This is a genomic window from Streptomyces sp. P5F9 (genome assembly GCF_057961495.1).
This window is the reverse complement of the sequence record NZ_JBXVPZ010000038.1, coordinates 1-12,465: the sequence shown is the minus strand read 5'-3', so window position 1 is coordinate 12,465 and position 12,465 is coordinate 1. Positions and strand designations below refer to the sequence as shown.

Here is a 12,465-nt window from a genome sequence, read left to right as displayed (position 1 = left end):
CGGGCGGCCGAATACTCCCCCCACAGCGCTTGTCAGGAGCACGGCGTGTTCGGAAACCGGACGCCCGACCCCGACTGCGCCTCACGGGCCCCGACCCCACGCGGGCCCCCGAATTCCCCTAGGAGGGAACGAAACGTGAGGATCAAGCGCACCACCCCACGCAGCGGAATCGCGAGACGGACCAGGCTGATCGCCGTGGCCACCGGATTCGTCGCCGCTGCCGCGTTCGCCGTCCCCACCGCGAGCGCCAGCGACGCCCACACGTTCAGCGCCACCCAGCTCTCCGCGGCCAACTCGTCCGTACTCAAGGCCGATGTCCCGGGCACCGCCTGGGCGGTCGACAGCACGACGAACCGTGTCGTCGTCACCGTCGACAGCACGGTCTCCCAGGCCGAGATCGCGAAGATCAAGTCGCAGGCGGGCAGCACCGCCGACGCGATCACCATCAAGCACACAGCCGGTCAGTTCAAGAAGCTGATCACCGGTGGCGACGCCATCTACGGCGGCGCGTACCGCTGCTCGCTCGGCTTCAACGTGCACAGCGGGAGCACGTACTACTTCCTGACCGCCGGCCACTGCGGCGAGGTCGCCTCGACCTGGTACTCCAACTCGGGGCACACCACGGTGCTGGGCACGAACGTCGGCTACAGCTTCCCGACCAACGACTTCGCGCTGGTCAAGTACACCAACACCTCGATCGCCCACCCGAGCGCGGTCGGCAGCCAGACCATCTCCAGCGCGGCCACGCCGAGCGTGGGCACCACCGTCTACCGGCGCGGCTCCACCACCGGCACGCACAGCGGCCGGGTCACCGCCCTGAACGCCACCGTCAACTACGGCAGCGGCGACATCGTCTACGGCATGATCCAGACCACGGTCTGCGCCGAGGGCGGCGACAGCGGCGGTCCGCTCTACGGCGGCACCGTGGCCTACGGTCTGACCTCGGGCGGCAGCGGCAACTGCACCTCCGGCGGCACGACCTTCTTCCAGCCGGTCACCGAGGCGCTGAGCTACTACGGCGTGAGCGTCGGCTGACGCCCGCCTGAACGTCCTCCGCTCCGGGCTGCAGCCGGCAGCGGGTGAGTCCCCGTACGCAACTGGCGTGCGGGGGCTCGCTCTTGTGCGGCACACGGAGTTACCGTCGTGGGTATCGGAGAAGGCACCTGATGCGCCACGTCGGACCCTGGGGGGCCGTGATGGTCGAGGAGCTGGTGACGGCGGGAGTGACGCTCGCGTCCGTCGGAGTGGTGTACGTGATGGCGGCCGCGCGGGTCGTCAAACAGTACGAGCGGGGCGTGGTGTTCCGGCTCGGCAGGCTGCGGCCCGAGGTGCGCGGGGCCGGCTTCACGATGGTCGTCCCGTTCGTGGACAAGCTCCGCAAGGTCAACATGCAGATCGTGACGATGCCCGTGCCCGCGCAGGAGGGCATCACCCGCGACAACGTGACGGTCCGGGTGGACGCGGTCGTCTATTTCAAGGTCGTCGACGCGGCGGACGCGCTGGTGCAGGTCGAGGACTACCGGTTCGCCGTCTCGCAGATGGCGCAGACCTCGCTGCGGTCGATCATCGGCAAGAGCGACCTCGACGATCTGCTCTCCAACCGCGAAAAGCTCAACCAGGGCCTGGAGTTGATGATCGACAGCCCCTCCATCGGCTGGGGCGTGCAGATCGACCGGGTCGAGATCAAGGACGTGTCGCTGCCGGAGACGATGAAGCGGTCGATGGCCCGCCAGGCCGAGGCCGACCGTGAGCGGCGGGCCCGGATCATCAACGCGGACGCCGAGTTGCAGGCATCCAAGAAACTCGCCGAGGCCGCCGAGCAGATGTCCGAGCAGCCCGCTGCGCTCCAACTCCGGCTGCTGCAAACGGTGGTGGCGGTCGCTGCCGAGAAGAACTCGACGCTGGTGCTGCCGTTCCCGGTCGAACTGCTGCGGTTCCTGGAGCGAGCGGCCCCGGCTCCGGCTGCCCCGGCCGCTCCTGCCGCGCCCCCAGTGCCCGCGGCACCCGTGACGCCGGTTGCCCCTGTGACACCGCAACCGGTGCACGAGCAACTTCCGCCCGCCGAGCCTCAGCCGGATCCGGAGTCTGACGGGTCGATTTCAAGACAGGACTAGACCTCACCGGCTGATGGGTGTTACTCGCACGCAGTGTTTGCAGTGCGAATGGCCTGGGATGACCGTGGACAGTCAAAGTGAGGGGGGCGTGCAACCGCGTTCCGCGCACGACCTGAAGTCGACCTTGTGCGCTCCCTGTGCGATTAGGAAGAGTAGGCGCTCGTCAACCTACCTTTCGGCCGGTCGGGTCCCCATAACCTGGCGGGCCGACCCCCCACAGGAGGACACGAGTTGAAGCACCGACGCATACCCAGGCGGCGGGTGGCCGTGGCAGGCGCGGGCATAGCCGCACTGGTCGTCGCGGGAGTCACCTTGCAGAGTGCGAACGCCAGCGAGACCACGCGGGCGGCCGCACCCCACACCCTCTCGGCCCTCGCGGCCGGAAAGCTCGCCTCGACGCTCGGCAAGAACCTCGGCACCGACGCGGCCGGCACGTTCTACGACGCGAAGACCAAGAGCCTCGTGGTCAACGTGCTCGACAAGACCGCCGCCGACACCGTCGAGGCGGCCGGCGCCCAGGCGAGAATCGTCGAGAACTCCCTCGCCGAGCTGACGAGCGCCCGTACGACCCTCAAGCAGGACGCGACGATCCCCGGCACCTCGTGGGCGACCGACCCCACCACCAACAAGGTCGTCGTCACCGCCGACCGCACGGTCTCCGACGCCGAGTGGACCAAGCTCACCAAGGTCGTCGACGGGCTCGGCAGCAAGGCCGAACTCCAGCGCACCAAGGGGGAGTTCAAGCCCTTCATCGCGGGCGGCGACGCCATCTCCGGCTCGGGCGGGCGCTGTTCGCTCGGTTTCAACGTGGTCAAGGGCGGCGCGCCGTACTTCATCACCGCCGGGCACTGCACCGAGGCCATCTCCACCTGGTCCGACTCCAGCGGCAACGAGATCGGCACGAACGAGCAGTCCAGCTTCCCGGACAACGACTTCGGCCTGGTCAAGTACACCTCGGACGTCGCCCACCCGAGCGCGGTCGACCTCTACAACGGCTCCTCGCAGGCCATCACCCACGCCGCTGCCGCCACGGTCGGCGAGAAGGTGACCCGCAGCGGCTCGACGACCCAGGTGCACACCGGCACGGTCACCGGCCTGGACGCCACCGTGAACTACGGCAACGGCGACATCGTCAACGGCCTCATCCAGACCGACGTCTGCGCCGAGCCCGGTGACAGCGGCGGCTCGCTGTTCGACGGCGACGCGGCGATCGGCCTCACCTCCGGCGGCAGCGGCGACTGCACCTCGGGCGGCGAGACCTTCTTCCAGCCGGTCACCGAGGCGCTGTCGACGTTCGGCGCGCAGATCGGCTGAGCAGTAGCTGTACGACGGTGAGGTCCCGCCCCCGCGCGCGGAGGGGGCGGGACCTTCGCGTACGTGCTCTGTCCGCGTCCGTGCGGCGGGCTCAGCGCGTGGGCCAGTACCACAGCGGTTCGTCGAGCGGGCCCTCGCGCTCCGCCACCGTCGTCTGCCCGAACTCCTTCACCAGCTCTATGGAGTTGACGTCGAGACGGTGCCGTATCGCGCCCTTCCGGAGGGCGTCCGCGAGCGGTCGGGCGTGGGTGACCACGACGATCTGGGTGTCCTTGGTAGCGGTGAGGATCAGATCGGCGAGCGGCGGGATGAGGTCCGGGTGGAGGCTCGTCTCCGGCTCGTTCAGCACGAGCAGCGACGGTGGCCGGGGCGTCAACAGGGCCGCCGCCCACAGGAGATAGCGCAGCGTGCCGTCCGACAGCTCGGCGGCGGTGAGCGCGCGCAGCAACCCGTGCTGGCGCAGGGCGAGCTGGAAACGCCCGCCGAGGTCGGCGATGTGGACCTGGCTGCCGGGGAAGGCCGCGTCCACGGCCGCGTCGAGCGCCTCGGCGTCACCGACCTCGCGGATCGTCTGCAGGGCGGCGGCCAGGTCGGAGCCGTCACCGCTGAGCACGGGCGTGCGCGTGCCGATCTGGGCGGCCCGGGCCGGCGCGTCCGCGTCGGTGCGGACATGGTCGTAGAACCGCCAGGACCTGATGAACTCCCGTACCGCCAGGACGTCGGGTGCGTGCTGAGGGTCGGCCAGTTCGCCGAGCATGCTGTCGTACGGGCGCAGGGTGCCGTGGGCGCGGGACCAACCGCCGCCCGCGCCACGCAACTTGACGGCGGCTCCCGCGCGATCGGAGAGCACCGAGGCCGGGCGCAGGACGGGGCCGCTCCAGATGGACTCGCGTTTGATCTCCGGGTCGAGGTTGAACATGGACGCCACGCGGTCGGTCCCCGGGGACGGGCTGGGGTGCCCGAAGTCGATCGCGTACCCGAACTCGTCGCCCGCGAAGCCCAGTTGCAGACTGACCGGGCCCGAGCGGACCGTGCCCTGCACGGGATGTCTGCCCTCGCGCACCGCGCGGCCGATCTTCTCCGGGCCCGCCCACAGGACCGACGGCAGCCCGCCCTCCTGCGCGAGCGCGGCGACGGCGCCGCCACGCGCGGACGCGGCGAGCAGGCGCAGCGAGCGGTAGAGGCTCGACTTGCCCGTGCCGTTCGCCCCCGTGATCACGTTCAGTCGCGTCAGCGGGACGATCAGGCGGCGCAGTGAGCGGTAGTTCTCGACGGCGAGGGTGCTGATCATGCGTCCAGGGTTGCAGACGGGTCTGACAGTCCCGGTCGGCCCAGGAGGTCCTCGTGCTTCCGCCGCAGCGTCGCCGCCAGCAGGGTGACCACGATCCCGGCGAGCGCCCAGGCCGAGAGGACGAGCAGCGGGCCGGTCACGGCGTTGCCCTTGAAGTAGGCGATCGAGCGCGCCACCCAGGTCCCGGCGCCCGGTGGCAGCGCGGGCCCGATCGCGTTCCAGAACGGCGGCAGCAGCGGCAGCGGGAAGGCGCCGCCCGCGCTCGGGTTGCCCGCGATCACCACCAGCAGGATCGCAAGACCGATGCCCACGACCCCGAAGACCCCCTGTAGCCCGAGAGTCGCCGCTCCCACGGCGAACGTGATCAGCGCGCCGAGTCCCCAGAACGCCATCACACTGCCCGGCAGCGCTCCCAGGACCGGCCCGACGATCACCGCGCCGCCGAGACCGCCGACGATCGCGACCAGCGCCATCACGATCAGCCGGATCACCGCGCGGCGCGGGTTGGCGGGCCGGGCGCCGGTGCTGATCGCCAGGATCGAGGCGCACAGATAGCCGCCGACACACCAGCCGACGACCAGGTAGAACGACGACAGCCCGTCGAAGTCCTGGGACGAGGTCGGTGCCACGTCCACCGTCCGGACCGCGCGCTGCTCGGTCCTCTCCAGGGTGGCGGTGATGGTCTCCAGGGTGGTCGCGAGGACGGTGCCGCCGCCGGTGGCGACCAGGAGCGTGTCCGTGGTCCCGCGCGGGTCGATGACGAGGGCGCCGTCGATGTCCCGGTCCAGGATCTGCCTCCGCGCGGTCGCCGCGTCGGACACCGCGCGCGGGGCGAGTGGTGAGCCGGGCAACCGCTTCAGCCGGGCCACCGTCTGCTCGGCGGTGACCTGGGGAGCGACGACCCCGAAAGCCACATCCCTGGGCTTCGGATGGTGAAGCGCGCCTACGTAGGAGGCGATGAAGAGCAACTGAAGAGCGACCACACCGATGACGAGCAGAGTGGCCCGCAGGCTGACCGCGTCCTTCACCTCCCCGAGGAAGGACGTACGGGACGTACCGGCACCGGGGGGCTCTGTCATGTCCCCACGGTCTCGGTGGCCGGGTGTTCGCGCAGGCGGGAAGAGGCCGAACGGGTGTCGTGCATGTGTTCGGAAAAGTTTTCTTCCCAACTGCTCGGCCCAGGTGGGGAGCTGACGGAGTGGTGTCTGTTTCGGACATCGCACACCTCCCCAAGGAATCGCTGGTGTGTTCGAATGTGGGTCGCTGACCGGGGCTGATGGGGGCTGATGAGGCTAGAGTAATCGAACGAGCGTACGATGAATATATCGGGCGGATGGCCGAAAAGGGGTGGAGTGATGGAGGTGCGGCATGACGGGCTTCGCCCATCTGCACGTCGCGTCCGGTTACTCCGCCCGCTACGGCGCATCCCACCCCGAGCAGCTCGCCCGGCGGGCGGCGGAACGGGGCGTGACGGCGCTCGCGCTCACCGACCGGGACACGGTCACCGGCGCCGTCCGCTTCGCGCAGGCGTGCGAGAAGGAGGGGGTCCGGCCGGTCTTCGGCATCGATCTGGCGGTGGAGGCCCTGGCGCCCCCGCCGCCCGCACAGCGCCCGCGCACCCCCGCCCGCGGCGGCGCGCACGTGGTCGAGCCGCCGCTGCGGTTCGTGCTGCTCGCCCAGGACCGGGCGGGCTGGGCACGGCTGTGCCGCATCACCTCGGCGGCGCACGAGGGTGCCCTGTCCGGTACGGCGCCGGTGGTGCCGTGGGAGGCGCTGCGCGAGTACGGCGGCCCCGGACTGACCGTCCTGCTCGGGCCGCTCTCGGAGCCGGTGCGGGCGCTGTCGGTGGGCCGGGAGGACGTCGCGATGAAGCTGCTGGCGCCCTGGCGGGAGATCTTCGGGCGGGGGGTCCGGTTGGAGGCCGTAGCGCAGAATCGTTTCGGCACTGCTCCGGGCTCCCTCCGTCTGGCCGCCCGCACCCTCGCCCTGGCCGACCGCACCCGCACCACCGCCGTGCTCTCCAACGCCGTCCGCTACGCCGACCCCGACCAGCACCGCCTCGCCGACGTCCTGGACGCGGCACGTCTGCTGCGCCCGATCGACCGGCGCCGGCTGGACAGCGGGCAGCGCTGGCTCAAGGACGAGAGGGAGATGACGGTCGTGGCACGGATGATCGCCGAGTGCGCGGGAGCGGACGCCCGCCGGGCCCGCCGGCTGCTGGCGGACACCGCGAACACGGCGGACGGATGCGCCGTCGACCCGGCGGCCGACCTCGGCCTCGGCACCCCGCACTTCCCGGAACCGTCGCTCTTCGGCGCCGGACCGGAGACGGGCGGCGCGGCCGGGCTGCTCCGCCTGAGGTCCGAGGAGGGCCTGGCCCGACGCGGCCTCGACCGCGACCGGGCGGCACTCGACCGGCTGGACGAAGAGCTCAAGGTGATTTCCCACTGGAACTACGACGCGTACTTCCTCGCCGTCGGACAGGTCGTCGCCGACATCCGGGCCAAGGGCATCCGGGTCGCCGCCCGCGGTTCCGGCGCCGGCTCGCTGGTCTGCCACGCGCTGGACATCGCCACCGCCAACCCGCTCGACCACAGCCTGCTGTTCGAACGCTTCCTGAGCACCCGCCGCGAATCGCTGCCCGACATCGACATCGACGTGGAGTCCGCCCGCCGCCTGGAGTGCTACGACACGATCTTCGAACGCTTCGGGAAAGAGCGGGTGGCGGTCACCGCGATGCCCGAGACCTACCGCGCGCGCAGGGCGCTGCGCGACACCGGCCTCGCGCTGGGGATCGCCCCGGCCGACGTCGACCGGATCGCCAAGAGCTTCCCGCACCTGCGCGCCTCCGACATCACGAGCGCGCTCGCCGAACTGCCCGAACTACGGCAACTGGCAAGAGAGACGGGGCGGTACGGGCCGCTGTGGGAACTCGCCGAAGGCCTCGACTCCCTGGTCCACGGCATGGCCATGCACCCCTGCGGCGTGGTCATCAGCGACGCGACCCTCCTGGACCGGTTGCCCGTGCAGCCCACCCCCCAGGGCGACTACCCCATGGCCATGGCCGCGAAGGAGGAGATCGAGGCGCTGGGCAACATCAAACTCGACGTCCTGGGCGTACGCATGCAGTCCGCGATGGCCCACGCCGTCACCGAGATCGAACGCGCCACCGGCAACCGCATCGACCTCGACGACCCCCAACAGGTGCCGCTCGACGACGTGTTCGCGTTCAAGCTCATCCAGGAGAGCCAGACGCTGGGCCTGTTCCAGCTGGAGTCGCCTGGTCAACAAGACCTTTTGTCGAGACTCCAGCCCCGTGACGTGCAGGACGTCATCGCCGACATCAGCCTCTTCCGTCCGGGGCCGGTCGCCGGGGGCATGCCCGAGCGGTACATCGCGGCCCGCCACGGCGGCACACCGTCGTACGCGCACGAAGACCTCGAACCGGTGCTCGCCGACACCTACGGCGTGACCATCTGGCACGAGCAGATCATCGACACCCTGCATGTACTGACCGGCTGCGAGCGGGCCTTCGCGGAGGTCACCCGGCGGGCCCTCGGCGACAAGGAGCAACTGCCCCGGATCAAGGACTGGTTCCACCAGAAGGCACGCGCGCGTGGCTACAGTCCGGCTGTCCGGGACGAGGTCTGGAAGACCGTCGAGGCCTTCGGGGCGTACGGCTTCTGCCGCGCCCACGCGGTCGCGTTCGCCGTACCGGCCCTGCAGAGCGCGTGGCTCAAGGCGCATCATCCGGCGTTCCTGCTGGCCGGGTTGCTCGAACACGACCCCGGGATGTGGCCCAAGCGCGTCCTGGTCTCCGACGCCCGCCGGCACGGTGTGCCGATCCTGCCCGTCGACATCAACCGCTCCAGGGTGAAGCACACCGTGGAGATGACCGAGAAGGAGGAGTGGGGCGTGCGGCTCGCGCTGTCCGGGGTGCGCGGTATCAGCGAGGAGGAGTGCGCGCGGATCGAGGAGGGGCAGCCGTACGGATCGCTGTCGGACTTCTGGCAGCGGGCCCGTCCCAGCAGACCGGTCGCCGAACGTCTCGCTGAGATCGGCGCGTTGACCTGTCTGCACGACGGCCGTCTCACCCGGCGTGATCTCCTGCTCCAGATCGCCGAGTTGCACCGGCAGTCCCGCAACCGGACTGCGGGGGCCGGTCAACTGCCCATGGATACGGGTGCTGTTGGGGGAGCGGAGCCGAGCGGGTTGCCGGAGATGACCGGACGCGAGGCGCTGAGCGCCGAGTTGGGCACGCTCGGCATCGACGTCTCTCGGCATCTGATGGAGCATCACCACCGGCTGCTGCGCGAGATCGGCGCGACGGACGCGGCCCATCTGGCCGAACTGCGCGCGGGCCGACAGGTGTTGGTCGCCGGGGTGCGTGCCTCGACGCAGACCCCGCCGATCGCGAGCGGCAAGCGGATCATCTTCGTCACCCTGGAGGACGGCTCGGGCCTGGTCGACCTCGCCTTCTTCGAGGACTCCCATCCGGCCTGCGCGTACACCGTCTTCCACAGCGGGCTGCTCCTGGTGCGCGGCACGGTTCAGGTGCGCGGCACCCGTCGTACCGTCGTCGGTTCCATGGCCTGGGACCTGGACGAGATCGCGGGCGCCCGTCGGGACGACGGCCCCGAGGCGGCGCTCGCCCTCCTGGGCGCCGACCGCCCGCATCCGACGCCCGCTCAGCCGCAGCGCACCTTGGCCAACGGCACCACCGGCGCCCGTCTGCACCCGTACGCCGACCTCCAGCCCGCGGGCACCCGCTCGGCCGACCTGAAGAAGTTCGGCCACCGCAGCCCGGGGAGTGCGGGATGACCGCGCGGCAGCGGCACATCGCCCACCTTCACCTGCACACCGCGCTGACCGAGACCCAGTACCACGATGTAATCGAACTGGTGTCCGGAATCACGCCTCACGTCCAGGCCATTCCGCCCAACGCCCTTCAGGTGGACCTGACTTCGGCGCTCCGGTACTTCGACATGTCCGCCTACGACGCGGTCCAGACGGTGAAGATGAGACTGAAGGCGCTCTACGACATCGACAGCAGCGCCGGTCTCGCGGGCAACCGCATGCTGGCGGCGATGGCGGCCGACGCGTCCGCCCCAGGAGACACCACCCGGGTGCCCACCGGGGAAGCGGCCGACTGGCTGTACCCCCGGCCGGTCACCGCACTGCCCGGGATCGGCCGCGCCACGGCGGACACGCTGCACCGATACGGCCTGCACACCATCGGCCAGCTCACCGACCTGCCTCCGGCGACCCTGCAACGGCTCCTCGGTGCGGGCCAGGCACGGCTGTTGACCGAGCGTGCCCGCGGCCACGACCCGCGCCCGGTCGTCCCCGCGGAACCGGCGGCACATCTGGCCGCCGACCTGGCCCTGAGCCGGGACTGCCTGGACCCGGCCCAACACCACCGAGCCGTCCTGGGACTTGCCGACCGGATCGGCCAACGCCTGCGCGGGGAAAGGAAGTTCGCGGGCCGGCTCACCCTCACGGTGAGATACGCCGACCGCAGCTCCACCACGCGTACGCGTGCGCTGCCGGAGCCCACCGACCACTCACCCGCCGTCGCCGCCACCGCCCTGGGCCTGTTGACCTCCCTGGGATTGCAGCGGGCGCGAGTCCGGGCCTTCGTGCTCCGCGCCGACGACCTGCGGCCGGCCGGCAGTGCCTACCGACAGCTCTCCATGGATCCCGGGGACGCCCGCGCCCGCGCGGTCGAAGCCGCCGCGGACCGTGCCCGGCGGCGTTTCGGGCAGGAGGCGGTACGCCCGGCGGCGCTGGCCGACTGACCTCTGTCGCCCGGAACTGTCCCTGCGCTCAAGGGCGTTGGCGGGGGGTGTTCCGCATCTGCCAGGCCCGCAGCACCAAGAAGAGTCCGACCAGCGCGACCACCACGCCCAGCACCGCGTACTGGCCGTGGCCGGACATGGCCGAGCCGTTCATCGCGCCGACACCCTGCGCGATCCAGACCGCGCCGAGCACGACGAGGATGATCCCGCCGACACCACGGACCACCATGGGCACTCCATTCATTCCCCGCACCGGTACGTCACGTGGGCGGCAGCCGCCCACGTTCACCGCTCAGCTTCGTCCCGTTCGGTGCGGCTGGGGCGGTCGAAAACCTTACGGAACGAGAACGTCGTACCGACAGAGGTGTTGGGGACATGGGCGCAGGGGTGTCAACTGTCACCCGCCGGGCCATGAGGCGTTCGAGTCGTCCCCATCCCGGCGCCCGGCCTGGGCGAGCCGGACGCGGTGTGACCCGCTCGCCGACGCGGCGGGCGGCGCCGATCCCGGGCGTGTGGCAGTTACTGCCTCGCAGCGGTTAGAGCCCAGTGGCGGCTACTGCCGCGAAGTGGGATGACGGCCATCGCCGGCGCCGGACTCTTCGGTGTCTCCCTCTTCCTGGCCTACTGCCTGCAGTCCTCGCGCGATTTCAGCCCTGTCAGGACGGGGCTCGCGTTCCTGCCGATGATGGGCAGCCTGATGGTCGTCGCCCCCTGTTCGTACGTCAGTTGGCCCACGGCGCGACGATGCGCGTGCCGTCCGCCAGCTCCGCCTCCAGGCCGATGGAGGTCGTGACCCAGGTGATCACGGTCCGGTCGGTGGGGTTCTCGGCGCCGAAGGCCGCCCCCGGGTTGATGATCAACGTGTCGCCCGCGCCGACCCGTTCGGTGTGACCGTCGAGCGTGATCACCAGCTCGCCTTCGAGGATGTGCAGGATCTCCTCGTGGTTGACGGTGTGCAGGGGGGCTTTGGTGCCGGCGGGGATCTCGCCCCGCCACGCGCACAGCTCCTTGCTGCCGGTGCGGGGATGGGCGTACGAGACGAAGCGGGCGCCGTGGATCTCGTGGACGACGGCGTCGGACGGGTGGACGACGGGCACGACTGCCTCCAGAAGGTGATGGTCAAGCTGCTTGACCATGTCCTCAATATGGTCAAGCAGCTTGACCGGTCCGTCAAGGGTGTTTCAATGCCGTGGTGGAGAACTCCGAGGCCATGGCCCTGACCGCCGCCCTGCTCGCCGCCGCGGGCGACCTGACGAAGCGCATCAACGACGGGGTCGTGGCGCGCGGATTCGAGGCGCGCCCGGCATACGGCTTCGCCTTTGTGCGGCTCGCCCCGGACGGGGCGACGGTCACCGACCTCGCCGCCCATCTCGGAGTCACCAAGCAGGCGGCGAGCCAGCTTGTCGACGAACTCGTGCGCAAGGGATACGCGGAGCGGCGCCCGCACCCCGGCGATGCCCGCGCCCGGCTCGTCGTGCTCACCGAGTTGGGGTGGGCCTGTACGCGGGCCGCGGAAGAGGCGGCTCTGGAGGCCGTGCGGCCGTGGGTCGAACTGCTGGGTGAGAGCGAAGTGCGCGTGTTGTGTGACCGTTTGCGGCGTATTGCGCCCTACGGTCCCATCAGGCCCACCTGGTGACTGGTTATCACTGGAAGTTTTTACTGACGCGTAACTTCACACTTCACCTACTCGCTCGTAACTTGACGAGTGAACAGCATTCTTGTGATCCGGATCACAGGGCGTAAGACCGTCGCAACTCCCTTGAGCCGCAAGGAGATCACACGATGCTGCCCTGGAAACGACTGCTCAGACCCCTGACCGCGCTGCTCCTGACCGCCGCGGTCGCCGCCGTTCCCACCGCCGCCGCTCACGCGTCGAGCGCCCCCACCAGTGGCTGGAACGACTACAGCTGCAAGCCCTCCGCCGCCCACCCCCGCCCCGTCGTCCTCG

10 protein-coding genes and 1 pseudogene are annotated in these 12,465 nt (G+C 70.4%); 7 read left to right on the top strand and 4 right to left on the bottom strand.

Annotated elements, in window-relative coordinates; translation table 11 throughout:
- Nucleotides 1-135 precede the first annotated feature (135 nt).
- The 3 genes from AC31A1_RS09760 (at nt 136) to AC31A1_RS09750 (ending at nt 3,428) form a co-directional block, all read left to right on the top strand.
- On the top strand, nt 136-1,035 hold the full coding sequence (locus AC31A1_RS09760) for a S1 family peptidase (protein WP_489652868.1): 900 nt from the start codon (nt 136-138) through the stop codon (nt 1,033-1,035).
- A 161-nt stretch (nt 1,036-1,196) separates the two neighbouring features.
- Nucleotides 1,197-2,114: a slipin family protein gene (locus tag AC31A1_RS09755; RefSeq protein WP_489652888.1), complete on the top strand. Its 918-nt coding sequence runs from the start codon at nt 1,197-1,199 to the stop codon at nt 2,112-2,114.
- Nucleotides 2,115-2,345: 231 nt separating this feature from the next.
- Nucleotides 2,346-3,428, top strand: coding sequence for a S1 family peptidase (locus AC31A1_RS09750; protein ID WP_489652867.1), 1,083 nt, complete (start codon nt 2,346-2,348; stop codon nt 3,426-3,428).
- Between the two features lie 91 nt (nt 3,429-3,519).
- Here AC31A1_RS09750 and AC31A1_RS09745 read toward each other — a convergent pair whose 3' ends face one another.
- On the bottom strand, nt 3,520-4,719 hold the full coding sequence (locus AC31A1_RS09745; RefSeq protein ID WP_489652866.1) for an AAA family ATPase: 1,200 nt from the start codon (nt 4,717-4,719) through the stop codon (nt 3,520-3,522).
- Nucleotides 4,716-5,798 carry an ABC-2 transporter permease gene (locus tag AC31A1_RS09740; RefSeq protein ID WP_489652865.1) on the bottom strand — a complete coding sequence of 361 codons (1,083 nt, stop codon included), beginning with the start codon at nt 5,796-5,798 and terminating at the stop codon, nt 4,716-4,718. The genes AC31A1_RS09745 and AC31A1_RS09740 overlap by 4 nt, the downstream gene beginning before the upstream one ends.
- A 289-nt stretch (nt 5,799-6,087) precedes the next feature.
- Between AC31A1_RS09740 and AC31A1_RS09735 the strand changes: the two genes are divergently transcribed.
- Nucleotides 6,088-9,540, top strand: coding sequence for a DNA polymerase III subunit alpha (locus AC31A1_RS09735; RefSeq protein WP_489652864.1), 3,453 nt, complete (start codon nt 6,088-6,090; stop codon nt 9,538-9,540).
- Nucleotides 9,537-10,517, top strand: coding sequence for a DNA polymerase Y family protein (locus AC31A1_RS09730; protein WP_489652863.1), 981 nt, complete (start codon nt 9,537-9,539; stop codon nt 10,515-10,517). The genes AC31A1_RS09735 and AC31A1_RS09730 overlap by 4 nt, the downstream gene beginning before the upstream one ends.
- Nucleotides 10,518-10,545: 28 nt before the next feature.
- Here the strand turns inward: AC31A1_RS09730 and AC31A1_RS09725 are convergent, their stop codons facing one another.
- Nucleotides 10,546-10,746 carry a hypothetical protein gene (locus AC31A1_RS09725; RefSeq protein WP_393760156.1) on the bottom strand — a complete coding sequence of 67 codons (201 nt, stop codon included), beginning with the start codon at nt 10,744-10,746 and terminating at the stop codon, nt 10,546-10,548.
- Nucleotides 10,747-11,239: 493 nt separating this feature from the next.
- Nucleotides 11,240-11,614: a cupin domain-containing protein gene (locus AC31A1_RS09720; RefSeq protein ID WP_489652887.1), complete on the bottom strand. Its 375-nt coding sequence runs from the start codon at nt 11,612-11,614 to the stop codon at nt 11,240-11,242.
- A gap of 95 nt (nt 11,615-11,709) precedes the next feature.
- Between AC31A1_RS09720 and AC31A1_RS09715 the strand changes: the two genes are divergently transcribed.
- Both AC31A1_RS09715 and AC31A1_RS09710 read left to right on the top strand, forming a co-directional pair.
- Nucleotides 11,710-12,153, top strand: coding sequence for a MarR family winged helix-turn-helix transcriptional regulator (locus AC31A1_RS09715; protein ID WP_489652862.1), 444 nt, complete (start codon nt 11,710-11,712; stop codon nt 12,151-12,153).
- A gap of 146 nt (nt 12,154-12,299) precedes the next feature.
- Nucleotides 12,300-12,465: pseudogene (locus tag AC31A1_RS09710) on the top strand (lipase); the annotation flags it as partial.

Coding starts and splice junctions, on each gene's coding strand:
- AC31A1_RS09740 (WP_489652865.1), bottom strand. CDS start 5,798: ATGACAGAGCCCCCCGGTGCCGGTACGTCCCGTACGTCCTTCCTCGGG.
- AC31A1_RS09735 (WP_489652864.1), top strand. CDS start 6,088: ATGACGGGCTTCGCCCATCTGCACGTCGCGTCCGGTTACTCCGCCCGC.
- AC31A1_RS09725 (WP_393760156.1), bottom strand. CDS start 10,746: ATGGTGGTCCGTGGTGTCGGCGGGATCATCCTCGTCGTGCTCGGCGCG.
- AC31A1_RS09755 (WP_489652888.1), top strand. CDS start 1,197: ATGGTCGAGGAGCTGGTGACGGCGGGAGTGACGCTCGCGTCCGTCGGA.
- AC31A1_RS09730 (WP_489652863.1), top strand. CDS start 9,537: ATGACCGCGCGGCAGCGGCACATCGCCCACCTTCACCTGCACACCGCG.
- AC31A1_RS09745 (WP_489652866.1), bottom strand. CDS start 4,719: ATGATCAGCACCCTCGCCGTCGAGAACTACCGCTCACTGCGCCGCCTG.